We start from the raw sequence: 23,389 nt of genomic DNA on the forward strand, positions 1-23,389 counted from the left end.
CAGTCTCACGCACCGGACGCCAGATTCCGCCTGTCGTCCGGATGCCGAGACATTTATTTCATCCGGGGCCGGTGCCCGGCGATCCGGCCCTACCCGACATCCAGCCGCAGGAGATCTTCCTCCGTCTCACGCCGGACGATCACCCTGGCCTCGCCGTTCCCGACGGCCACGACGGGGGGCCGCAGCGCGTGGTTGTAGTTGCTCGCCATGGACCGGCAGTACGCACCGGTGGCCGGCACCGCGAGCAGGTCGCCGGGCGCGACGTCGGCCGGCAGGAACGCGTCCCGCACGACGATGTCCCCGCTCTCGCAGTGCTTGCCGACCACGCGCGAGAGCATCGGCTCGGCGTCGGACGTCCGCGACACCAGCGCGACGCTGTACTCCGCGTCGTAGAGCGCGGTGCGGATGTTGTCCGACATCCCGCCGTCCACGGACACATACGTCCGCAGCCCCTCAAGCTCCTTGACCGTGCCGACCTCGTACAGCGTGAAGGCCGTCGGCCCCACGATGGCCCGCCCCGGCTCGACCGACAGGCGCGGTACCGCGAGCCCCGCGGCCCGGCACTCCTTGCCGACGATCTCGCGCAGCGCCCTGGCGATCTCCTGCGGCTCACGCGGATCGTCGTCCGAGGTGTAGGCGATGCCGAGGCCGCCGCCGAGGTCGATCTCGGGCAGTTCGACGCCGTGCTCGTCGCGTACGTCGGTCAGCAGCTGCACCACGCGACGGGCGGACACCTCGAAGCCCGCCATGTCGAAGATCTGCGACCCGATGTGGCTGTGGATGCCGATGAGTTCCAGGCCGTCCAGCTTGAGGGCGCGGCGCACGGCCTCGGCGGCCTGTCCGCCGGCCAGCGCGATGCCGAACTTCTGGTCCTCGTGGGCGGTCGCGATGAACTCGTGCGTGTGCGCCTCGACACCGACCGTGACCCGGATCTGCACGCGCTGGCGCTTGCCGAGCTTCTCGGCGATGTGCGCGACCCGCACGATCTCCTGGAAGGAGTCGAGCACGATCCGCCCGACGCCGGCCTCGACGGCCCGGGTGATCTCCTCGGTGCTCTTGTTGTTGCCGTGCAGCGCGATCCGCTCGGCGGGCATCCCCGCCGCCAGCGCCGTCGCCAGCTCGCCGCCGGAGCAGACGTCGAGGTTCAGCCCCTCCTCGTGCAGCCACCGCACGATGGCCCGGGAGAGGAACGCCTTGCCGGCGTAGAAGACGTCGGCGTCCGGCCCGAAGGCGTCCTTCCAGGCCCGGCAGCGCGCCCGGAAGTCGTCCTCGTCCAGGAAGTAGGCCGGCGTGCCGAACTCCTCGGCGAGCGCGGCGACGTCCAGTCCGCCGACGGTGACCACGCCGTCGGCGTTGCGGCGGACCGTACGGGACCAGACGCGCGGGTCAAGGGTGTTGAGATCGGCGGGCGGCCCGGCGTAGTGCCCCTCGGGCAGCACATCGGCGTGCCGGGGCCCTGCGGGATGCGCGGAACGACTCATGGCGTGGAGATCCCCTCAAAATTCGTTCATCAGAGGTGTTCGGGAGCGGAGATGCCGAGCAGGCGCAGGCCGTTGGCGAGCACCGTTCCGGCGGCCTCGGCGAGGGCCAGCCGGGCACGATGCACGGCCAAGGGTTTCTCGTCCCCGACGGGCAGCGGCGCGAAGGCGGCCTGCCATGGGGAGAACGCGTCCGCCGTCGCCTCCAGATGCCGCACCACCCGGTCCGGCGCCCGCAGCCGCGCGGCGGTGTCGACGACGAAGGGGTAGGTGGCCAGGAGCGTGTGCAGCGTCTGCAGTACGGCGGGCCCGTCCGCGGCGCAGGTCGCCGCCGGGGTGCCCACCTCCCCGGGCTCGCTCGTGAACCCCAGCTCGCGCGCGCCGCGCACCAGGGCCCGGCTGCGCGCATGTGCGTACTGCACCCGGAAGCGCGGATTGCTCTCCCGCTGCACGGGACGCTCGGGCACCCGTACCGGATCATGGGCGGCGGGCCGCAGCAGGACCCAGCGGGCCTCGTCGGGGCCCAGACGCCTGATGAGCGCGGCCAGCTCCTCCGGGACGGCGCTCGCCCCGTCGCGCCGGGCCGCCGGACCCGCCGCCGGGCCGCTCCCGGCAGCCGCCTCGATCCGCGCCAGCGCCTCGGCCACGACCACCTCGCGGGCGCCGCCCCCGGCCACGGGACCGGCGGCAGCCCCGCCGTCCCGCGCACTCCGGTCGCCGTACCCGTCGCCCTGGGCCAGCACGTCCCGTACGAGAGCGGCCTGTGCGCCCTCTCCCAGCGTGAAGTTCAAGAAGCCCGGTCCGGCGATCTCGACCCGGGCGATCCCGGCGCTCCCGGCCAGCCGCTTGCGCAGGATCTCGGCGACCTCCCGGGCCGGCCGTCCCGCCGGACCGGCGAGCTGGAGCGCGACATTGGAGGCGTAGTCCCCGCACCCGGGCCGCGGCGGCGGCTGCACGACGATCCGCGCCGGCACGGGCACGGAGAGCTCCTGCTCCTCCACGGCGCCGCGCACGGAGCGCAGGACGGTACGGGAGAGCTCAGCGGGGGTCACGGGACAAGCGTATGGGAGAACCGGGGCATCCATGCGACCCGGTTTCGCCTTGTGGACACTCCCGCGCGGGCCCGGCCGGTCCACCGGCCCCGCTCGGCCGCCACCGGGTCCTCACCCGCCGCCGACGGCGAACCCGGTCTCAGCCGCCGGGGCAGACCACCGGCCCCGCTTCCCCGCCGGCCGCCTCGACCAGGCCCGCCCGGCCCCGGTCGCTCTCCCCGTCCTCGCCCCCGCCGTCCTCCTTGCCCGCGGCGCCCTCGGGCCCGCGCTCCCGCTGCCGCCCCTCGCGCACCAGCTTCCCCACGGTCCGCACCAGCTCGGTCGGCTCGAACGGCTTCGCCAGGAACGCGTCGACCCCGACCGTCTCGCCGTTGTTCACCTCGCCCTGGGTGCACGCGCTGACGATCGCGATCGGGATGTCCCAGGTGCGGGGATCGGAGCGCAGCCGCGCCGCGGTGTGCAGACCGTTGAGCCGCGGCATCACCACGTCGAGGGTCACGACATCGGGTCTTACGTGGTGCACGACATCCAGACATTCGGCACCATCAGACGCGGTCACGACCTCGAAGCCCTCCAGCTCGAGATTGACCCTGATCAACTGCCGGATCACCTTGTTGTCGTCGACAACCAGGATCCGACCGGACAAGCCAGGCACACCATGAGACTAGGTGCCCACCTGCGGCGCCGTCCCGGTTTTGACCACTTCCGCCCCCATGCGGGGGACCTTTCCCGGACCCTCGCCGGCACACCCGCGCGATGCGCTAGACCCCCGCCCCGCCCTCCCGCGCGCTCCCCCCGCACCCTCTCCCGCCTCCCGCGAAACCTGTTCATGAACACCCCATCAGAGCTGGTAGGGTTCTACCCGTCGCCACACAAACGGCGGCAACGCCCCCGTAGCTCAGGGGATAGAGCAACGGCCTCCGGAGCCGTGTGCGCAGGTTCGAATCCTGCCGGGGGCACCTTGTACGAGGTGTCCGAAGACCCCGGCCACAGCGGAGACGCTGAGGCCGGGGTCTTCGCGTATGCGGGGTCACGGGGCGGAACGGTCGGGGCCGCGCAGGCCGGTGCCGGGCGGCGCCGGCCGGGCACCCGGCCCTGGGGCGGGTGCCGGCCGGGGCCGGGCGGGGGCGCGGTCAGCCGTCCAGGCGGACCGGCAGCGACTCGATGCCGTAGACGATCGACAGCTTGCGGAACTCCAGGTCCTCCGGCTTGGCGGCGAGGCGCATGTGCGGGAAGCGGCGGACCAGGGCGGGGTAGGCGGCGCGGAGTTCCATGCGGGCGAGTTCGGCGCCCACGCAGCGGTGGATTCCGTAGCCGAAGGCCAGATGGGAGGGGACGTTGCGCGAGGGGTCGAACTGTTCCATGTCCGGGCCCAGTTTGCCGTCCCGGTCGGAGCCGCTCAGGGAGCACAGCACGACGTCTCCGGATGCGATCTGCACACCGCCGATCTCCAGGTCCTCGCGGGCGAAGCGCGGGAAGGCGACCTGTACGACGGTCAGGTAGCGGAGCAGCTCCTCGACATAGCGGTCGACGACGTCATCGCCGTCGTGGAGGGCCGCGAAGTGCTTCGGGTCCTGGAGCAGGACGAGGGCGCCGAGCGCCAGCATGCTGGCGGTGGTCTCGAAGCCGCCGGTCAGTACGCCGTCGGCCAGGCCCGCCAGTTCCTCGTCGCTGACCGAGTCGCCGTGCTCCTTGACGATCATGCCGAGCAGGCCGTCGCCCGGATTCTCGCGCTGCTTCTTGACGATGTCCCGGAAATAGGAGAGCGACTCGGATATGGCGCCGAAGGATGCGTTCGCACCGCTGAAAAGGTCGAAGCGGGCCGCGCTGAGGCGCTCGAAGTCGGCGCGGTCCTCGTAAGGGACGCCGAGGAGTTCGCAAATGACGAGGGAGGGGATGGGCAGGGCGAAAGCGTGGACGATGTCGACGGGGTCGCCGTTTTTGCCCGCCTCTTCCATGGCGTCGAGGCGCTCCTCGACGATCTCGTGGATGCGCGGGGTGAGCCGGCCGAGGCGGCGCATCGTGAATTCGGGCGTCAGGAGCCGGCGGAGACGGGTGTGCACGGGCGGGTCGGCGAATCCGAGGCCGCCGGGGTTCTGTTCGGCGCCGGCACCGGCCTGGCCGACGAGGTTGGTGAAGTCCGAGCTGAAGGCATTGGCCTTGCCCAGCACGGCCTTGACCTCGTCGTATCCGGTGACCAGCCAGACGTTCGCGGCTATCGGCACCGGAAGCTTGCTGATCGGCTCCCGCTCCCGGACGGCCGCCAGATCGCCCACGGGGTCGAGTCCCTCGCGGCGCAAGGGCATCAGGACGGACTCGGGCAAGAAAGACATTCGAGACAGGTCGAATCCCTTCTTCCTCGTTCTCGCCAGATACATGCGGCCGGCCCAGGCGATGATCCGGGAACGGAGAGTCGTCATGACGCTAATACTGCCTTTCGTCGCGGGGGACGGTCACCCGCACTCGGCGTCCCGAGACGGCCGGGACAGCACGGGACCTCCACTCGGCGTGCACGGGTGTGTCGTACGCCATAGCCCCTCGCTTGCGGTGGTCATGGCGCAGGTCCATGCCATCGACCGGTGTCTTCGGTCGCCCGCATCAGCGTGACGAGCTCGGCCTTCTTCTTTTCGGTCTGGACGAGTTTACAAAGTGCCATTGGCCGCGTTGACGGAACAACCCGGGATACCCCTGGGAGCCCCCCGAGTCACCCCCGGCGCTCCCCCTGGGCATGCCCGGCGCCAGACTCCCGCAGCGGCGAACCAACGGGGCGTCAGCGAAAGCGGGTTGACCGCGGGCCCGGCGGCGCACCCCGCACGTCCGCCCGTCACGCACCGTGACAAGTTGCGGACCCTTCGGAGCCTCTTTAGCGTGAGATGAGTGCGAGGTAGGCGACAGGACGCGGCGCGCGACAGCGGTCCGCAGACACCGACCCGTCCGTCCCGTGACGCCCGGTAACCCCACTCGATTCCACTCCCCCTTTCGCAGGACTCTCCCTTTCGCAGGAGGACGTGCATGTTTCCGAAGCGCATGTTTCCGAGGTCGAAGTCCGGCATTTTCGCCCTGTGCGCCCTTTCCGGGATGCTGGCCGGCTTCCTCATGACAGGACCGGCCACGGCGGCCGGTGCCGACGGCCGCGACGGCGAGGGCAGCAGCACCCCCGTTTACGAGGGCCACGTGGTGGCCAAGGAGGGCCTCGTGGTGCGCACGGGCCCGAGCAAGCACTACCGCGTGGTCGGCTCGAAGCAGTACGGGACAGTCGTCGGGATCGTCTGCCGGGTCAACGGGCAGCGCGTCGAGGGCAACCCCGTCTGGTACAAGCTCAGCGACTCCTCGTACGCCTGGTCCTCGGAGCGCCACATCGTGCACGACGGGGAGGAACCCCGCTGGTGCTGAGGCGGGGCGGGCCCGCGCCGACGCCCCGAACGCCGTATCCGACATAACGGAAATAGCGGCCGCCGCTTGCTACGTTGCCAGACATGACGGCAACGGCAAGGGCGGCCGCCACCGCGCGCCCGGCGGACACTCCCCCACCCTTGCCGCTCCTGCCCAGGCGGCGCGGGGTCGAACTGGCCCTGCTCGTGGGCGCCGTGCTGATCAGCGTGTGCGGCTACGCCGTGGTGGGGCTGGCCAGAGGGCACGCCCTCCCGGGCGGTGCGCTGCGTTACGGCGCCGGTCTCGGCGGACTCGCGCTGCTCGCGCATCTCGCCGTACGCCTTCGCGCCCCCTACGCCGACCCGCTGCTGCTGCCCACCGCCGTGCTGCTCAACGGCCTCGGCCTGGTACTGATCTTCCGGCTCGACCTGGAGACCCCGGCCGACCACGCCGCGCCCACCCAGCTGATGTGGTCGACGGTCGGGGTCATGCTCTGCATCGCCGTGGTGGTGCTGCTGCGCGACCACCGCACGCTGCAGCGGTACGCCTACCGCTGCGCGGCGCTGGCGCTGCTCCTGATGGTCGCGCCGATCCTCTTCCCCGCCGTCAACGGGGCGAAGATCTGGATCCGTATCGCCGGATTTTCCATCCAGCCCGGGGAGTTCGCCAAGGTACTCATCACGGTGTTCTTCGCGGCCTATCTCGCCGCCAACCGCGGCGCGCTGGCACGGGTCGGCCACCGGGTGGCCCGCCTCCAGCTCCCGGCCGGCCGGGTGCTCGGGCCGATCGTCGCGATCTGGCTGGTCAGCGTGGCCGTACTCGTGCTGGAGCGCGATCTGGGCACCTCGCTGCTGTTCTTCGGGATCTTCGTCGTGCTGCTGTACGTGGCGACGGGACGGACCGGCTGGATCGCGGTCGGGCTGCTGCTGGCCGGGATCGGGGCGGCCGCCGTCGGCACGCTGGAGCCGCATGTGCACGGCCGGGTCGAGGACTGGCAGCACCCGTTCACCGGCATCGCGGAGGGCCGGGGGCCGGGCCAGCTCGCCCAGTCGCTCTTCGCGTTCGCCGCCGGCGGGATGCTCGGCACCGGCCTCGGCCAGGGCCACTCGTATCTGATCGGCTTCGCCATGAAGTCCGACTTCATCCTGGCGACGTTCGGCGAGGAGCTGGGGCTGGCCGGGCTGACCGCGCTGTTCCTGCTCTACGCGCTGCTGGTGGCGCGCGGCTACCGGGCGGCGCTGGGGCTGGGCGACCCGTTCGGCAGCCTGCTGGCCGTCGGGCTGGCGGCGCTCCCCGCCCTCCAGGTCTTCGTCATCGCGGGCGGGGTGATGGGGCTGATCCCGCTGACGGGTATGGCCATGCCGTTCCTCGCGCAGGGCGGGTCGTCCGTCGTCACGAACTGGATCATCATCGCGCTGCTGCTGAGGATCAGCGACCGGGCGCGCACGCCCCGGCCGGAGGGGAGCGAGGTGGCGGACGGTAGCGGGAGCTGGGAGGCCGTCCGTTGATCCGCTGCATCCGCCACACCGCCGCGTTCTGTCTGCTGCTCCTGGTCGCGCTGCTGGTCAACGCCGCGCGGGTGCAGGTCTTCGAGGCGGAGCGCTACGGCGCCAGTCCGGCCGACCGGCGGGTGGCGATCGCCCGTTACGCCAAGCCGCGCGGCGCGCTGCTCGTCGACGGCAGGCCCATCTCCGGGTCCCGGGACAGCAGGGGCCGGCTGCGCTACGAGCGCACCTACACCGAGGGGCCGCTGTACGCCCCGGTCACCGGCTACTCCTCGCAGACCTACGGGACCTCGCTGCTGGAGCGGGCCGAGGACGGCATCCTCTCCGGCGCCGACGAGCGGCTCAGCGTCTTCCCCTGGTGGGACCAGCTGACCCGCACCCGCCACCGGGGCGGCGACGTCCACACCACCATCAACCCCCGGATGCAGCGTGCCGCCTTCGCCGGGCTGGGCGGCAAACAGGGCGCGGTGGTCGCCATCGAGCCCCGGACGGGGCGGATCCTGGCGCTGGTGAGCACGCCGTCGTACGAGCCGGGCGAGCTGTCCGGCAACGGCACACCGGTCGGTGACGCCTGGCGCCGGCTGAACGGTGCCGCGCACCGGCCGATGCTCAACCGGGCGCTGCAGCAGACCTATCCGCCCGGCTCCACCTTCAAGGTCGTCACCGCGGCGGCCGCGCTGGAGAGCGGCGCGGTCACCGACATCGACGCCCCCACCGACTCGCCGGATCCCTATCCGCTGCCCGGCAGCTCCGTCCGGCTCGGCAACGCGGCCGAGGACTGCGCCAACGCCCCGCTCAGGTACGCCTTCCGGGCCTCGTGCAACTCCGTCTTCGCGCGGCTGGGCACCGCGGTGGGCCTGCGCGGCATGGCCGATACGGCCCGCCGGTTCGGCTTCAACGACCGGCGGCTGCGGATCCCCTCGCCGGTCGCGCCGAGCACCTTCGACACGCGGATGGACCCCGCGCAGGTCGCGCTCTCCGCCATCGGGCAGTACGACACCGCCGCCACCCCGCTCCAGATGGCGATGGTCTCGGCGGTGGTCGCCAACGGGGGGCAGCTGACGCCGCCGTACCTCGTCGACAAGGTGACCGACGCCGGCGGGGTCACGGTCGCGGCCGGTCCGACCCGGCCCACGCACCAGGTGGTCGGGCCGGCCACCGCGCAGCAGCTCCAGGAGCTGATGATCGACGTCGTCGAGCACGGCAGCGGCCGCCGCGCCGCCGTCAAGGGCCTGACGGTCGGCGGCAAGACGGGCACCGCCCAGCACGGCGAGCACAACGAGGGCACGCCATATGCCTGGTTCATCTCCTGGGCGAGGGAGCGGGACAGCCAGGAGCCGACGGTCGCGGTGGCCGTGGTCGTCGAGGACGCGGCCGCCGATCGCGCGGACATCAGCGGCGGGGGCAGTGCGGCGCCGATCGCCCGTGCGGTGATGGCGGCGGCACGCTGAGCACCCGCGCGGATCCGGCACGAGGGCCCACCGCGCCGCTCCCCGCGTCACGACGACCGCAGGGCTGAGCTCCCCGCGTCACGACAACCGCATGGCCGACGCTCTCCGCGTCACAATGGCCCTATGGCCGACGCTCCCCCGCCCCTCCCGTCCGTGCCGGCGGACCGGGCCCCGCTGCTGTCCCTGGCCGAGGTGGAGGCGCTGGCCCGGCGCGCGCACTCGGGGCAGACCGACAAGGCGGGCCGCCCGTACGCCGAGCATCTGGCGGCGGTCGCGGCGGGCGTGCGCGCACGCGGCGGCAGCGACGAGCAGATCGCCGCGGCCTGGCTGCACGACGCGGTGGAGGACGACGCGCTGAGCCACGAGTGGCTGGCCGGCGCGGCGCTGAGCGAGCCGACCAAGGCGATGATCCTGGCGGTCACCAAGCGGAGGGGCGAGCCGGTCGAGGAGTACACCGCGCGCATCCTGGCCACACCCGGCGCGCTGCTGGTCAAGGAGTCCGACCTCGCACACAACGCCGACCCGGCCCGGCTGGCCGTACTGGACGCACCGACACGGGAACGGCTGACGGCGAAGTACGCCCGGGTACGGGGGCTGTTGGGGCTGGAGTGAGGGCCTGCGTCGTGCCCTAGGGCAGCGGCTCCCGGCGCTCGCGCCATTCCTGCGGAAGCGCCGCCACGCCCGTACGGGCCGCCACCACCCCGCCGGTGATGGCGCAGGTCGTGTCGACATCGCCCAGGCCCGCGGCGGTGGTCCACAGGGCGGACGGGAGGTCGTCGGGGTGCCGGGCCGCGCACCACAGGGCGTACGGGACGGTGTCGTCGGCGCGGATGCGGCGGCCGCTGCCCAGGGCCTCGGCGGCCTCGGCGGGGTCGGTTGCGGGGGGCAGTTCGGCGGCGCGCAGCAGGCCCTGCCGTACCGCCCCGTCCGGGGTACGGGCGGCCACCGTCACGAGGTCCGGGGCCTCGCCCCGCGCGGAGAGGGCCGCCCCCACGGCCACCGCGACCGCGCCCGCGACGCCCTCGGGGTGGGCGTGGGTGACCCGGGCGGAACGTGCCGCCTGCTCGACGACGCGGTCCAGGTCGTCGTGGAACCACGCGCCCAGCGGCGCGACCCTCATCGCCGCGCCGTTGCCGAGGCTGCCCTCGCCGCCGAAGAGGGCGGTGGCCAGCGACTCCCACTCGTCGGGGGACGCACCGACGCGCGGCAGCAGGGCGTGCATACCGGAGCCGTAGCCCCGGCCGGGGTCGGCCTCGTAGGTGGCTGCGAACCGCTGTGCCAACGCCCGCTCCACCACCTCGCCGTGCTCCTCCAGCACCGCGAGCAGATCCAGCGCCATGGCGGTGTCGTCCGTCCAGCACCAGCGCGGATCCGGTGGCGTGCGGCGGTCCGCGATCAGCCGGCGGGATTCGGGTACGGGGCGGAAGAGCGGGAAGAAGCGCTCCCCGAAGGCATCGCCGTACGCCAGCCCTTCGATGCTGGCGCAGGCGGCGGCCCGGCGTCGGTCGTCCATGCCGGGATCCTGCCATGCGGCGCCCGGCCGCCGGGAACCGCCGGGGGCCCGACCCGTCGGGCAGGCCCCGACGCGCCGCTCAGTCCTCCGCCGCCCCCTGCGCGATCGCCTCCGCCACCTCCGCCGTGCGGGCCTGTTCCTCGGCCGCGAAGCGTTCGGCGTCGAGCTTCTCGGCGAGCTCCTCGTCCTGGGCCATCAGCAGGTCGAGGTTGGAGTCGCCCATCTCGAAGACGCCCAGGTCCACATAGGCGCGCTGGAGCCGTTCGCCCCACAGGCCGATGTCCTTCACACAGGGCACGATCCGGCTGAAGAGCAGTTTGCGGAAGAGGTGCAGGAATTCGGAGCGCTCGGTGAATTCCGCGGCCTCTGCGGGGGGAATGCCGAAGTTCTCCAGGACTTCCAGGCCGCGCAGCCGGTCGCGCATCAGGTAGCAGCCCTCGATGACGAATTCCTCGCGTTCGCGCAGTTCGGCGTCGGTGAGCTGCTTGTAGTGGTCGCGCAGGGCCATCCGCCCGAAGGCGACATGGCGCGCCTCGTCCTGCATGACGTAGGCGAGGATCTGCCGGGGCAGCGGCTTGTTGGTGGTGTCGCGGATCATGCCGAAGGCGGCCAGCGCGAGGCCCTCGATCAGCACCTGCATGCCGAGGTAGGGCATGTCCCAGCGGGAGTCCCGCAGGGTGTCGGAGAGCAGTGCCTGGAGGCTGTCGTTGACCGGGTAGAGCATCCCGATCTTTTCCTTCAGAAAGCGGCTGTAGATCTCGGCGTGCCGCGCCTCGTCCATGGTCTGGGTGGCGGAGTAGAACTTCGCGTCGAGGTCGGGAACGGATTCCACGATGCGCGCCGCGCACACCATCGCGCCCTGCTCGCCGTGCAGGAACTGGCTGAACTGCCAGGAGGTGTAGTGCTGGCGCAGGTCCCCGCGGTCCTTCTCGGTCATCTTGTCCCAGTACTTCGTGCCGTACAGGGACATGGACTCGTCCGGTGTGCCGAGCGGGTCCTTGGGGTCGACCTCCAGGTCCCAGTCGATCCGCAGACCGGCGTCCCACTGCTTGTCCTTGCCCTTCTGGTAGAGCGCGAGCAGCCGGTCGCGGCCGTCGTCGTACTCCCAGCTGAAGCGGGCCGCGCCGGAGGCGGGCACCTGCCACAGGGGGTCGCCGGGGTCCTGCACATAGAGATCTCGGGTCGACACGGACGCCTCCTCGGCTCGCCGAACGCCTTGTCCCGGGCGGTGGTTGGCAGGCTCACACGCTTCTTACTGGCGGGTCAATAAGTCGTGCGCGAGGGATTGACTCGCTTACTGACACGCAGTCTCATAAGACCTGGCCGCGAACCGGGCCCGCCAAGACCCCGGTTCGCCGGCCCGGCCCCGACCCCAAGCGAGGTAGCCACCGCCATGACGAGCGCGCCCACCGCAATGACCGTGACGGACACCGAAGTCCTGCGGGACGCCCTCGGCCTGCTCAAGGACCGGGAGCAGGTCGCCGAGCGGCTGCTCGACTCCTCCGCCAGACACTCCTTCGACCCCGATACCGAACTCGACTGGGACGCGCCCCTCGAAGAGGGCAAGTGGTTCTGGCCCCCGGAGCTGGTCTCGCTCTACGACACCCCGCTGTGGAGGCGGATGTCGAGGGAGCGGCAGCAGGACCTCTCCCGGCACGAGGCCGCCTCGCTCGCCTCCCTGGGCATCTGGTTCGAGATCATCCTGATGCAGCTGCTGGTACGGCACATCTACGACAAGCCGGTCACCAGCGCGCATGTCCGCTACGCCCTCACCGAGATAGCCGACGAGTGCCGGCACTCCAAGATGTTCGCCCGCATGATCCAGCACGGCGGGGCGCCCACGTACCCCGTCTCACGCCTCAACCACAACCTCGCCCGGATCCTCAAGACGGTCTCCACCACCCCGGGTTCGTTCGCCTGCACCCTGCTCGGCGAGGAGATCCTGGACTGGATGCAGCGGCTGACCTTCCCGGACGAGCGGGTGCAGACCCTCGTGCGCGGGGTGACCCGGATCCATGTCGTCGAGGAGGCCCGCCATGTCCGCTACGCGCGCGAGGAGCTGCGCCGCCAGATGGTCACCGCACCGCGCTGGGAGCGGGAACTGACCCGTATCAGCTGCGGCGAGGCGGCCCGGGTCTTCTCCGTCGCGTTCGTCAACCCGGACGTCTACGCCAACGTCGGGCTGGACAAACGGGAGGCCGTCGCCCAGGTGAAGGCCAGCGGCCACCGCCGCGAGGTGATGCAGTCCGGCGCCCGGCGGCTGACCGACTTCCTCGACGAGATCGGCGTTCTGCGCGGTGTGGGCCGCAGGTTGTGGCGCAGTTCGGGACTGCTGGCCTGAAGCGCCCGGATCCCTCCGGCGCGACCCGAGCAGGTGTACGAGCCGACCTCCGGGCCGGTTACGCTGCTGTTCATGAACGGCAGCGGCACCGCCCCAGCAGTACCCCGACCCGCCTATCGCAGGCTGAGCGTCGAGCAGCGCCGCAGCCAACTGCTCGCCGCCGCGCTCGGCCTGTTCGCCCAGCGCGCGCCCGAGGACGTCTCGCTGGACGATGTCGCCACCGCCGCCGAGGTCTCCCGGCCGCTCGTCTACCGCTACTTCCCCGGCGGCAAGCAGCAGTTGTACGAGGCCGCGCTGCGCAGTGCGGCCGACATCCTGGAGCGCTGCTTCGCCGAGCCGGAGACCGGGCCGCTCACCCGGCGGCTGTCGCGTGCGCTGGACCGCTATCTGGCGTTCGTCGACGAGCACGACGCCGGGTTCAGCGCGCTGCTCCAGGGCGGCAGCGTCGTGGAGACCTCCCGTACGTCCGCGATCGTGGACGAGGTACGGCGGGCCGCGGCCGACCAGATCCTGCGTCATCTGGGCGAGCCGGAGCCCGGTGTCCGGCTGCGGATGACCGTCCGCATGTGGATCACCGCCGTCGAGGGCGCCTCGCTGATCTGGCTCGACGAGGACAAGCAGCCCGCCCTGGACGAGCTGCGGGACTGGCTGGTGGACCACTTCATCGCGCTGCTGACGGCGAGCGCGTCCCGCGACCCGCAGACCGCGCGGGTGACCCGGGCGGCACTGCGGCTGGAGACCGCCGACGGTCCGGTCGGCGATCTGTCCCGGCGCGTCCTGCCCGTCGTCAGTGACGCCGCGCACCTGCTGTGACCAGCGCTTGTGCGCCGGTGATGGAAGACTGGGGGCGTGCGAAGCGAGAACACCCTCTTCGTCGGCGGGCCCCTGGACGGCAGGGTCCTTCCCGTACTGGTCGGTATGACCGGTCAGCCGCCGAAGACCTATGAGATCCCGGTCCCCAACGACGACGGCCGGCCGCCGACCCTGCACCTCTACCGCCGGGTCCCCGCACGCGTGAGCCGCCTGGGCCTGCCGAGCGGCTGGAAGTACGAGTACGACCCGGAGGGCACGTCGGGGGCACGGGGCCGCAAGTGGCCCTGGAGCCGCTGACGCCGACGCCGCGGCGCCGCGCCCGGGGCACGGCGCCGCGGGCGCGACGGCACGGGGTCAGCCGAGCGACGCGAGGTACGCGCTCGTCTTGTCCGGCTCGTAGAAGAAGTTCTCGAAGTCGGACGGGTCGTTGAAGCCGTTGGCGAAGCGGTCGGCGGCCGCCTGGAGCCCGCCGGCCGCGCCGATGAAGCCCAGGACGTGCTCCGGCGGCGGGGCCAGCATCGCGTTGGTCCACTTGGTGACGTGCTGGGCGGTGTCCCAGTAGCGGTCGAAGGCGGACTGCATCCACTCCTCGTCGAACGGCTCCTCGCCGCGCTCCACGATGGCGGCGAGGTAGGAAGCGGCGCACTTGGAGGCCGAGTTGGAGCCCTGGCCGGTGATCGGGTCGTTGGCGACGACCACGTCGGCGACGCCCAGGACCGCACCGCCGGAGGGGAGCCGCCCGATCGGGTTGCGCACGGTGGGGGCGTAGCGGCCGGCCAGCGTGCCGTTGGCGTCGGTCAGTTCGGCCTTGGTGGCGCGGGCGTACTCCCAGGGCAGGAACTTCTCCATCAGCTCCAGCGTCGTGGCCAGGTGCTCGCCGGGGTCCTTGATGGACTGGAAGACGTCCAGCGGGCCGCCGGGGATGCCCTCCCAGAAGAGGATGTCGGCGCGGCCGGAGGTGGTGAGGGTCGGCATGACGAAGAGCTCGCCGACGCCGGGGACGAGGTTGCAGCGCACCGCGTCGTACTCGGGGTGCTCCGGGCGCGGGCCCAGGCCGTGGACGTAGGAGACCGCGAGCGCGCGCTGCGGGGTGTCGTAGGGGGAGCGCTCCGCGTTCCGGCCGAACATGGACACCAGCTCGCCCTTGCCGGCCGAGACCAGCGTCAGGTCGTAGCGGCTCGCGAAGAAGTCCAGGTCGGAGACGGCCGCACCGTGGATGACGAGCTGGCCGCCGCGCTGCGCGAAGGTCTCCATCCAGCCGGCCATCTTGACCCGCTGGTCGACGGACTGGGCGTAGCCGTCGAGTCTGCCGACCCAGTCGATGGCGCGCTGCGACCCGTCGGGCCCGTCATGGCTGCCGGGCGCGGCGACCGAGACGCCGAGGCCCTCGATGCGCGGGGCCTGGCTATCCCAGAAGTTGATCGCCAGGTCGCGCTCGTGCTGGAGGGCGGTGTCGAACATGCACTGGGTCGACATGACCCGGCCGGAGCGGATCTCGTCGGCGGTGCGGTTGGACATGAGGGTGACCTCGTAGCCCTTGGCCTGGAGGCCGAGGGCGAGCTGGAGACCGGACTGGCCGGCTCCGACGATGAGGATTTTCCGCATGGCGGCACTCTTCTCTGTTACTGCGTGTCCGGGGGTGTGAGGGGTGGGGCTGGGGTGAGGGGTGGGATTGGAGTGGAGGCGTCCCTAGGCGGCCCCTCAGGAGGACGGGCCCCTGAGGAGGACGGGCCCTCAGGAGGACGGGGCCGCGGACGGCGGGCCCGGCTACTCCGGCGCGTCCTCCAGCGCATGGCCGACCAGCGCGAGCAGCGAGGAGACCACCGTGGCCCGCTCGCGCGCGTCCATGATCACGACGGGTACCCGTGCCGGGACGGTGAGCGCCTCGCGGACGTCCTCCACGGCGTACGACTCGGTCCCCTCGAAGTGGTTGACCGCGACGACGTACGGCAGCCCGCAGCTCTCGAAGTAGTCCAGCGCCGGGAAGCAGTCCTCCAGCCGCCGGGTGTCGGCCATCACGACCGCACCGATCGCGCCGCGCACCAGGTCGTCCCACATGAACCAGAACCGCTGCTGTCCGGGCGTGCCGAACAGATACAGCACCAGGTCCTGGTCGAGGGTGATCCGGCCGAAGTCCATGGCGACCGTGGTCGTGGTCTTCTCCGGGGTGGCGCTCAGATCGTCCGTGTCCTCGCTGGCCCGGGTCATCACCGCCTCGGTCTGCAGCGGAGTGATCTCCGAGACCGAGCCGACGAAGGTGGTCTTGCCGACACCGAAGCCGCCGGCCACCACGATCTTGGTGGCGATCGGCGCCCGCGAACGGTCGGTCTGCCAGCCGTGCAGCCCCGCGTCGGCGGCCGGGGCCGCAGGGTCGGCCTGATCCACACCACCGGCGGTCGTCGTCGGCCCGGCCGATATCGTGTCAGAGCCTGTGAAGTCCACCCAGCACCCTTTCGAGCAGCGCGCGGTTCGGCCGGCCGGTGCCGTGCCCGGTGCCGTAAACGCGTATCTTTCCCTGGTCGGCGAGGTCGCTGAGCAGCACGCGGACCACGCCGAGCGGCATCTTGAGGAGCGCGGAGATCTCCGCGACCGAGCGCATCCTGCGGCACAGTTCGACGATCGCGCGCATCTCGGGCATCACCCGCTCGACCCAGCGGCCTTCCGTCGACGCCAGTTCGCGGCGCTCTTCGGGGGCCTCCAGCGCGGCCACGAACGTCTCGACGAGCAGCACATGGCCGAAGCGGGTCCGCCCGCCGGTGAGCGAGTAGGGCCGTACCCGGGCGGGTTTGCGGTCCCCGCCGCGTATGGGAAGTTCGGGCGTCTTGCTCACTGGGCGCTCTCCATCGACTTGCGCAGTTCGCTGCGGAGTTCGGGGGTCAGGACATGGCCGGCCCGGCCGACGAACAGCGCCATGTGGTAGGCGACGACGCTCATGTCGCAGTCCGGGGCGGCGTGCACACCGAGCAGCGAGCCGTCGCTGATCGCCATGACGAACACGCTGCCCTCATCCATCGTGATCATGGTCTGCTTGACGGCCCCGCCGTCCATCAGCTTCGCGGCGCCCTGGGTGAGGCTGGCGAGCCCGGACACGATGGTGGCCAGGTCGGCGCTGGATCCCCTCGGCCCGGCGCCGTCACCCGGCTTCGCCGTCTCCTGCGCCCGGTCCGGGTCGGAGTTCAGCAACAGCAGGCCGTCGGAGGAGACCACCGCGACCGAGCGGATGCCCGGCACCTCGTCGACCAGATTGGTCAGCAGCCAGTGCAGGTTCTGTGCCTGGCTGCTCAGTCCTTTTCCGTGAGCAGTGGTCGCTTGGGCCTTCAATCGCGTGCCTCCTCGGCGATGTCGCTCTCTCCCGGGGCCCCCGCTCCGTCGGTGTCGGTCTGTGGAATGGTCTGTTCCGCCGTACGTTCCGCGATCTCGTCCTCGACCTCGCGGCGGCCGTCGCGCGCCCCCTGCTGGAATCCGCCGAGCCGGCGGCGCAGCGCCTCGGCGTTGGCCGAACCGCCCTTGCGCGGTGCGGCGGGCGCCTGCTGCTGCGCCACGATGTGCGGTGTGCGCTTGGGCAGGCCGGTGGCCGTCCGCCGCTTCTCCCGGGGCGGTTCGGCGGCGCTGGTGTGCTGGTCCGGGCCGATGGCGTACGGGTCGGACGCCGCGGGCCCGGCGCTGTCCGGCGCAGGCGCTGCCGCCGGGTCCGCGGCGGGGCCCGCCTCGTCCTCGGCACGGGTGTGCTCGTCGTCGCCGGTGGCGGCGGGCCCGGCCGCGTCGAGGGCGCGCTCGGCGGCGGTGACGAACGGGTCGGGGTCCGGGGCGGCACCGGGACCGGCGTCCGCGGCGGCCGGGGCGTCCGCGGCGTCCGCGGCGGCCTCCGGGGCGGCGTCCGGACCGGCATCCGGGGCGGCGTCGGCGTCCGGACCGGCATCCGGGGCGGGTGTTCCGGTGGCGGTCGCCGGATCCGCCGAACGCACCCGCGTCTGCAGCGTGTTGGAGTTCGCCTCGGCGGCGGAACCGGGCAGCGCGGGGGCGTACGCCACCTCGCGCGAGTCCGCCGGGGTGGACGACGGGGCAGGACGGGTGGGCAGGATCGAGCCGGGCAGCACGACGACGGCGGTGACACCGCCCTGCTTGGCGTCCCGCAGCTGCACCCGGACGCCGTGCCGGGCGGCCAGCCGCACCACGACGTACAGGCCGAGTCCCAGCGCCTCGTCGACGGTCTCGGAGGACGAGGCGGCCTCGGCGTCCGACAGCCGCTCGTTGAGCTCGGCCAGCCGTTCGGCGGTCATCCCTATGCCCTCGTCCTGGACCGAGAGCATCAGCTCGCCGCTCTCCATCAGCCAGCCGGACAGCTCGACATGGGCGTCCGGCGGCGAGAACGCGGTGGCGTTCTCCAGGAGTTCGGCGACCAGATGGCTGAGGTCGTCCGCGGCGAACCCGGCGACCTGGGCGTGCGGCGGCAGCGACTCGATGCGCACTCGCTCGTACCGCTCGATCTCACTGACCGCGGCGCGCAGCACGTCCAGCAGCGGTACCGGGCCCTGGTGGCCGCCACCGTGGTGCTCCGCACCCGCCAGGACCAGGAGGTTCTCGCTGTTGCGGCGCATCCGCGCGGCGAAGTGGTCCAGCTTGAAGAGGGTCGCCAGCCGCTCCGGGTCCTGCTCGCTCGCCTCCAGCGACTCGATGACGGCGAGCTGCCGCTCCACGAGGCCGAGGGTGCGCAGCGAAAGATTGACGAACCGGCCGTGCACGCCGGTCTGCGCGGTGGCCAGGCGCTCGGTGAGGTCGGCCACCTCGTCCTTGAGCGAGGCGCTCTGCTCCTGGAGGACCTCGCGCTCGGCGACCAGCCGCTGCCGGCCGCCGACCAGCCGCTTGCGCTCGCCCTCCAGTTCGGCGGTGCGCCGCGCCAGCTCGCCCACCTGGGCGTGCAGCGCGTTGACGGACCGTACGACGGCGGCGAATTCGTCGTTGCGGCCCTTGTAGGCGATGGGCTCCTCCTGCGCGGGGTCGCCGGCCACCCGCTTGGCGCCGATCCGCAGCGCCGCCAGGGGCTGGGTGAGCGTACGGGCGGCCCAGATGCCGGCGCCGACGGCCAGCAGCAGGCAGAGCCCGGCCAGGCCGATGCGGATCTCCAGCTCCGTCACGTCGTCGTCGCGCAGCACACCGAGCCGCTCGATGTCGGCGGTGGCCATGGCGGACTCCACACCCCGCATCAGCCCGATGCGGGTGGTGAGGGTGTCGGCCACCTTCTGGCGGTTGAGCCGCAGGTCCGTGGCGTCCAGGCGGGGCTGGTCGGTCAGCCGGGCCAGATAGCGCTCGGCGGCATCGACGTCGGCGCCGTTGACGGTGCGTTGGTAGCGGTCCTTGGCGCCCTGGCCGGCGAACTGCCGGAAGTCGCCCAGCGCGCCCTGTTCGCGGAGGTGCGCGACCTGGGCGAGGGCGGTCAGCCGGGGCTGGCTGCCGCCCGCGCCCAGTCCGGCGAGCAGCAGGGCGCGGGTGCCGCCGGCCTGGTCGGTGACCCGGCCGAGGGCGGGCAGCGCGCGGGTGTCGGCGTCGGCGGAGTCCGCGCGGGCGGGCAGTCCGCGGGCGATGGTGTCGCCGATCGCGCCGAGCGCCTGGATGACCTCGGTGTAGGCGGTATAGACCCGTTCGGCCGAATCGGTACCGGCCAGCGCCTTTTGACGGGTCTGCGGGAGTGCGGCCAGAAGCTTGGCGGCGGCCTTGTAGACCGGGGTGTCGCCCGAGGCGTCCTGGGCCTCGGAGCGCAGCTCCCCTATCTGCCGGTCGACGCGGGCGCGTTGGGGCCCGGAGGCGGTGGCGGCCTTGGATCCGGCGGCGCGGGCCGCGGCGCTGCGGGCCCCGGTGCCGTTGGTCCCGGTGCCGTTGGTCCCGGTGCTGTGGGTCCCGGTGCCGTTGACCCCCGCGCCGTCGGACCCCGTGCCGTTGGCCCCCGCGCCATTGGCTCCGGTACGTCCGGTTCCCGCTCCGTTGGCGGCACCGGCCGCGCCGCCGGCCGCACCTCCGGCCGCACCGGATGCGCCGGGCCCGGAACCCGTACGGGCGGCCCGTCCGGCGGCGGCGTGGGCGGTCATCGCGTCGCGCTCGTCCGCGAGGGAGTGCGCGAGCGCGATGGCGCGGGCGTTCAACTCGGCGAGGTCGACCAGCCGCTGGCTGTCGTGGGCGTTGTCGGCCGTGGTGACCAGGCCGGGGGCGCCGGAGCCGAGGACCGCGGCGGCGACCACGGCCACCGCTCCGACGAGCCGGTTGCGCACCCGCACGGGACGCCGTCCCGCGAGGTCCTCGCCGCCCGCCGCCGTGCCAGGGCCCGAGCCCGTACCCGGTCCCGAGACCGAACCGGCCGGTGAACCCGGCTTCCCTGCGCCGCCCCGAAGCCGCATCTTCCGCACCGCTGCTCGCATTCCTGTCTCGCCTGCCCACGCCGTGTGGCGTCGCGGACCCGGCTCGCTCGCCGCTCGCGGGGCGGACCTGCGCGCACACCGCAGCAGCACACACTTCCGCGAGGGTAAACAGTCCGGCTCTGCGCGTCGCAACGACGTCCTGGCCCCCGCCCCTTGACCGGGCAACGACCATTCCACCGGCGCCACGCAGCGGCCCGGCAACACATGCCTGGCCACCCGAAGGAGTGAACATCAATCGGAGTTTGACCATCAACTTCCGCGCGGCAACGATTTCGGCGGCGCCCCCCGCCCGACCCCGGACGGGTTTGGAGATGCGTCCCGCTCCTGGAAGGATGCCCGCCCGCACGCCGCAGGAACGCCGGCTCCCGCCTTCCGTACGCCGCTGACCTGGCGGTACGCCGACGCCGCCGCACGCGCCCGGTCAGCGGGGCGAAACTGCGGCCTCCGGCAGACTTGCGGCCATGCGCATCGAACTCGCCACCGAGCCGGGCGATCCCCAACGCCCAAACGAGGACTACGCATCGGTCGCCCTGCCGGCCTCCGGCCAGGGCGGAGTCCTGGTCCTGCTCGACGGGGTGACGCCGCCCGCGGAGGACTACGGGTGCCTCCACACGGTGCCGTGGTTCACCGCGCGGCTCGGCGGCGCGCTGCTCGAACTGTCGGTTTCACACCGGGATATGACGCTCCCTGAGGCGCTCGCCGCGGCCATCTCCCGGACGGCCGATCTCCACCGGGACACCTGTGACCTTTCTCACGTGCGCACTCCGCAGGCAACCGTGGTGGCCGCACGGTGGTCCGCGGACACCGTCGAGCACCTCGTCCTGTCGGATTCGGTGCTCCTGCTGGAGCGGGCGGACGGTGCGGTGCAGCCGGTGCTGGATCCGCGGCTGGACGAGCTGCCGCCCGCGGTCCGCGCGCAGCGCGCCGCCGTACGGGCGCTGCCACGCGGCTCGGCGGAACGGGCCGCCGCGGGCCGCGCGTACGGCCGCGCGGTCGAGGCGCTGCGCAACGCCGAGGGCGGCTTCTTCACCGCGGCCGCCGACCCGTCCGTGGCCGCCCGCGCGGTGACCGGCCGCACCCCGCGCGCCGAGGTCCGCTCACTGACGGCGCTCACCGACGGCGCGAGCCGCTGGGTCGAGGTCTTCGGAGAGGGCTCCTGGTCTGACTGCGTGGGCCTGCTGACCGAGCACGGCCCGCAGTCCCTCATCGACCGCGTCCGGGCGGCGGAGGCGGCGGACCCGGAGAGCCACACCCATCCCCGCGGCAAGGCACGGGACGACGCGGCGGTGATCTTCGTGGTGCCGTAGGGGCGGTGGCGTAGGAGGTGTGGTGGCGCCGTTGGAGCGGTGGCGCTGTAGGAGCCGGTGGCGCTGTAGGAGCGGTGGCGCTGTAGGCGGCGGTGGGGCCGTAGGAGCGGTGGCGCCGTAGGACGTGGGGCCGTCGGGGGCGGTGGCGTAGGAGGTTTGGTGGCGCCGTAGGGGCGGTGACGCTGCAGGGGTGGTGGCGCCGTTGGAGCGGTGCCTCCGTTGGAACGGTGACGCCGTTGGAGCGGTGGCGCCGCAGGGGGCGTGCGTGTTCCGGAATGCCACGCTTCGGGCCGCACGTCGGAATACCTCCCGGACCCACCACGTTGTGGCCCCGCAGGGGGACCTCGCACCCCCTACGGGATGCGTTCGACCGTCCCCTACCCCTCCTCCCCCTCCTGCTCCGTGTTCAAGCGGTGCAGCAGCCGCGCCAGTTCGGCCACCTCCGCGCGGTCCCAGGCGGCCAGGCGGCGCGCGTACTGGGCGCGGCGGCCGTTGCGGACGCGGGTGAAGCGGGCGCGGCCTTCGTCGGTGATGCGGACGAGGACGGCGCGGCCGTCGGCCGGGTCCGGTGCGCGGGCGACCAGTCCCAGCTTCTCCAGGGCGTGCAGCTGACGGCTCATCGTGGCCTTGCCGACGCCGAAGAAGCCGGCGAGGTCGGTGGCGCGCTGCGCACCGGCGTCGGCCAGCCGGACGAGGAGCCCGTACGCGGCGGGCTCCAGATCGGGGTGCACCTCACGGGCCAGTTCGCCGGAAGAGGCGCGGGCGCGGCGGAGAAATACCGCCAATTCCCGTTCCAGGGCCAGGAATTCGTGGTCGACACCGGTCGGCTCGCTGTCCGGCGCCGTACCGTCGCCTCCGGTGTTGTGCACGTCAGCGCCCATTCCCGCTTTCCCTCATCTGAAAGTTTCCGGCCTCGGCGGCCGAAGCCGCAGCTCGGCCAGTATTTCGCAGGATTAGACCAACGGCAGCCCGGCAACCCCCTTTTACCCCGCCGGTCTACGCGCGTATCGTGATATCTGGCATGGCCACACCAAAGGGCGGGCCGCATCAAAGGTTCCGCCGCGCGTCATGCACAGCGCACCTCCGTGTCATCGCCTCTGCGTCATGCCGTCAGATCATCCCCCCTCAGGTCACCCACCGAGATCTCCGGAGACACGTATGACCGTGCTCAGATCCGGCTTCCCCCACCGCCCCGCCCGTTCCCTCGCGTTCCTGGCCGGGGCCCTTCTCGCGGTCCTCGCCCTGCTCGTCGGCCTGCCGGGCACCGCCGGTGCCGCGGCCCCGCGGCGCGCACCGGAACCCGCCCACCCCGAACAGGACTGGGCGGGCTCGCAGATCGCCAAGCACGAAGGCACCGCGGCCGGCACCGACGCTCCGGCATCCTCGCTCGCGGCGTCCGTGGAGGGCGTGGACGTCAGCAGCCACAACGGCAACGTCGCCTGGTCGACGCTCTGGAACAGCGGCGCCCGCTTCGCCTACGTCAAGGCGACGGAGTCCACCAGCTACACCAACCCGTACTTCGCGCAGCAGTACAACGGCTCCTACAACGCGGGCATGATCCGCGGCGCGTACCACTTCGCCACGCCCAACACCTCCAGCGGCGCGGCCCAGGCCAACTACTTCGTCGACCACGGCGGCGGCTGGTCCAGGGACGGCAAGACGCTGCCCGGCGCGCTCGACATGGAGTACAACCCCTACGGCGCGACCTGTTACGGGCTGAGCGCGGCCGGTCTGGTCAACTGGATGAAGGACTGGTTCGCCACCTACAAGGCGCGTACCGGCCGGGACGCGGTCATCTACACCTCCACCGGCTGGTGGAAGCAGTGCACCGGCAATTCGTCCGCCTTCGGCGCGATCAACCCGCTGTGGGTGCCGCGCTACGGCTCCTCGGTCGGCGAGCTCCCGGCCGGCTGGGGCTTCCACACCATCTGGCAGTACACCTCGACCGGCCCGACGGTCGGTGACCACAACCGCTTCAACGGCGCCTACGACCGGCTCAAGGCGCTGGCGAACGGCTAGCCGCTAGCGGCGAACGACTGACGGCTGACGGCTGACGGCTGACGGCTGACGGCTGACGGCGGGTGAACGGCCCCGTCCGCGGGCGTGTCCGTACGCGGGTGGGGCCGCTGCCGCACGAGCCGTGCGGC

The 23,389-nt window shown here is 72.4% G+C and carries 21 protein-coding genes and 1 tRNA gene; 10 read left to right on the forward strand and 12 right to left on the reverse strand.

Annotated features, from left to right (window positions below; all coding sequences use genetic code 11):
• Positions 1-89 precede the first annotated feature (89 nt).
• The 3 genes from lysA to ACWD6P_RS08470 all read right to left on the reverse strand — a co-directional run bounded on the left by lysA (position 90) and on the right by ACWD6P_RS08470 (position 3,185).
• On the reverse strand, positions 90-1,481 hold the full coding sequence (gene lysA / locus ACWD6P_RS08460; RefSeq protein WP_451443263.1) for a diaminopimelate decarboxylase: 1,392 nt from the start codon (positions 1,479-1,481) through the stop codon (positions 90-92).
• A 29-nt stretch (positions 1,482-1,510) separates the two neighbouring features.
• Complete coding sequence (gene nrtL, locus ACWD6P_RS08465; RefSeq protein ID WP_451443264.1) at positions 1,511-2,530, reverse strand: ArgS-related anticodon-binding protein NrtL; 1,020 nt, start codon at positions 2,528-2,530, stop codon at positions 1,511-1,513.
• 139 nt (positions 2,531-2,669) lie between these two features.
• Positions 2,670-3,185: a response regulator gene (locus ACWD6P_RS08470; RefSeq protein ID WP_451443265.1), complete on the reverse strand. Its 516-nt coding sequence runs from the start codon at positions 3,183-3,185 to the stop codon at positions 2,670-2,672.
• Between the two features lie 232 nt (positions 3,186-3,417).
• On the opposite strand from ACWD6P_RS08470, the gene ACWD6P_RS08475 reads away from it, so the two are divergent.
• Positions 3,418-3,489: transfer RNA gene (locus ACWD6P_RS08475), tRNA-Arg, on the forward strand.
• A 174-nt stretch (positions 3,490-3,663) separates the two neighbouring features.
• Here the strand turns inward: ACWD6P_RS08475 and ACWD6P_RS08480 are convergent.
• Positions 3,664-4,950, reverse strand: coding sequence for a cytochrome P450 (locus ACWD6P_RS08480; RefSeq protein ID WP_451443266.1), 1,287 nt, complete (start codon positions 4,948-4,950; stop codon positions 3,664-3,666).
• Positions 4,951-5,542: 592 nt separating this feature from the next.
• Here ACWD6P_RS08480 and ACWD6P_RS08485 point away from each other — a divergent pair.
• From ACWD6P_RS08485 to ACWD6P_RS08500, 4 genes are all read left to right on the forward strand, one after another.
• Positions 5,543-5,923, forward strand: coding sequence for an SH3 domain-containing protein (locus ACWD6P_RS08485; protein ID WP_451443267.1), 381 nt, complete (start codon positions 5,543-5,545; stop codon positions 5,921-5,923).
• A gap of 83 nt (positions 5,924-6,006) precedes the next feature.
• Positions 6,007-7,410: an FtsW/RodA/SpoVE family cell cycle protein gene (locus ACWD6P_RS08490; protein WP_451443268.1), complete on the forward strand. Its 1,404-nt coding sequence runs from the start codon at positions 6,007-6,009 to the stop codon at positions 7,408-7,410.
• On the forward strand, positions 7,407-8,858 hold the full coding sequence (locus tag ACWD6P_RS08495; RefSeq protein WP_451443269.1) for a penicillin-binding transpeptidase domain-containing protein: 1,452 nt from the start codon (positions 7,407-7,409) through the stop codon (positions 8,856-8,858). Before ACWD6P_RS08490 ends, ACWD6P_RS08495 begins: the two co-directional genes overlap by 4 nt.
• Positions 8,859-8,981: 123 nt before the next feature.
• Positions 8,982-9,470: an HD domain-containing protein gene (locus ACWD6P_RS08500; RefSeq protein WP_451443270.1), complete on the forward strand. Its 489-nt coding sequence runs from the start codon at positions 8,982-8,984 to the stop codon at positions 9,468-9,470.
• Between the two features lie 16 nt (positions 9,471-9,486).
• Here ACWD6P_RS08500 and ACWD6P_RS08505 read toward each other — a convergent pair whose 3' ends face one another.
• Both ACWD6P_RS08505 and ACWD6P_RS08510 read right to left on the reverse strand, forming a co-directional pair.
• Positions 9,487-10,371, reverse strand: coding sequence for an ADP-ribosylglycohydrolase family protein (locus tag ACWD6P_RS08505; protein ID WP_451443271.1), 885 nt, complete (start codon positions 10,369-10,371; stop codon positions 9,487-9,489).
• 79 nt (positions 10,372-10,450) lie between these two features.
• On the reverse strand, positions 10,451-11,560 hold the full coding sequence (locus ACWD6P_RS08510) for a ferritin-like domain-containing protein (protein ID WP_451443272.1): 1,110 nt from the start codon (positions 11,558-11,560) through the stop codon (positions 10,451-10,453).
• Between the two features lie 204 nt (positions 11,561-11,764).
• Here ACWD6P_RS08510 and ACWD6P_RS08515 point away from each other — a divergent pair, with 204 nt between their 5' ends.
• The 3 genes from ACWD6P_RS08515 (at position 11,765) to ACWD6P_RS08525 (ending at position 13,822) form a co-directional block, all read left to right on the forward strand.
• Positions 11,765-12,712 (forward strand): AurF N-oxygenase family protein, encoded by a 948-nt coding sequence (locus tag ACWD6P_RS08515; RefSeq protein ID WP_451443273.1) that lies wholly within the window; start codon positions 11,765-11,767, stop codon positions 12,710-12,712.
• Positions 12,713-12,784: 72 nt separating this feature from the next.
• Positions 12,785-13,525 (forward strand): TetR/AcrR family transcriptional regulator, encoded by a 741-nt coding sequence (locus ACWD6P_RS08520; protein WP_451443274.1) that lies wholly within the window; start codon positions 12,785-12,787, stop codon positions 13,523-13,525.
• A 36-nt stretch (positions 13,526-13,561) separates the two neighbouring features.
• Positions 13,562-13,822, forward strand: coding sequence for a hypothetical protein (locus ACWD6P_RS08525; protein WP_451443275.1), 261 nt, complete (start codon positions 13,562-13,564; stop codon positions 13,820-13,822).
• A gap of 57 nt (positions 13,823-13,879) precedes the next feature.
• Here ACWD6P_RS08525 and ACWD6P_RS08530 read toward each other — a convergent pair whose 3' ends face one another.
• From ACWD6P_RS08530 to ACWD6P_RS08550, 5 genes are all read right to left on the reverse strand, one after another.
• Complete coding sequence (locus ACWD6P_RS08530; protein WP_451443276.1) at positions 13,880-15,130, reverse strand: styrene monooxygenase/indole monooxygenase family protein; 1,251 nt, start codon at positions 15,128-15,130, stop codon at positions 13,880-13,882.
• Between the two features lie 162 nt (positions 15,131-15,292).
• Positions 15,293-15,910 (reverse strand): GTP-binding protein, encoded by a 618-nt coding sequence (locus tag ACWD6P_RS08535; RefSeq protein ID WP_451443277.1) that lies wholly within the window; start codon positions 15,908-15,910, stop codon positions 15,293-15,295.
• A 37-nt stretch (positions 15,911-15,947) separates the two neighbouring features.
• Positions 15,948-16,355 carry a DUF742 domain-containing protein gene (locus ACWD6P_RS08540; protein ID WP_451443278.1) on the reverse strand — a complete coding sequence of 136 codons (408 nt, stop codon included), beginning with the start codon at positions 16,353-16,355 and terminating at the stop codon, positions 15,948-15,950.
• On the reverse strand, positions 16,352-16,846 hold the full coding sequence (locus ACWD6P_RS08545; protein ID WP_451443279.1) for a roadblock/LC7 domain-containing protein: 495 nt from the start codon (positions 16,844-16,846) through the stop codon (positions 16,352-16,354). Before ACWD6P_RS08545 ends, ACWD6P_RS08540 begins: the two co-directional genes overlap by 4 nt.
• A complete protein-coding gene (locus ACWD6P_RS08550; protein ID WP_451443346.1) occupies positions 16,843-19,788 on the reverse strand; it encodes a sensor histidine kinase in 2,946 nt (981 codons plus the stop codon). Before ACWD6P_RS08550 ends, ACWD6P_RS08545 begins: the two co-directional genes overlap by 4 nt.
• 608 nt (positions 19,789-20,396) lie before the next feature.
• Between ACWD6P_RS08550 and ACWD6P_RS08555 the strand changes: the two genes are divergently transcribed.
• Entirely contained in the window at positions 20,397-21,242 is an 846-nt protein-coding gene (locus ACWD6P_RS08555) for a hypothetical protein (protein WP_451443280.1), read from the forward strand.
• 377 nt (positions 21,243-21,619) lie between these two features.
• On the opposite strand, the gene ACWD6P_RS08560 is transcribed toward ACWD6P_RS08555, so the two are convergent.
• On the reverse strand, positions 21,620-22,123 hold the full coding sequence (locus ACWD6P_RS08560; RefSeq protein WP_451443281.1) for a MarR family winged helix-turn-helix transcriptional regulator: 504 nt from the start codon (positions 22,121-22,123) through the stop codon (positions 21,620-21,622).
• A 277-nt stretch (positions 22,124-22,400) separates the two neighbouring features.
• On the opposite strand from ACWD6P_RS08560, the gene ACWD6P_RS08565 reads away from it, so the two are divergent.
• A complete protein-coding gene (locus tag ACWD6P_RS08565) occupies positions 22,401-23,261 on the forward strand; it encodes a lysozyme (protein ID WP_451443282.1) in 861 nt (286 codons plus the stop codon).
• Positions 23,262-23,389 lie beyond the last annotated feature (128 nt).

This window comes from Streptomyces sp. NPDC002446, from assembly GCF_053595675.1.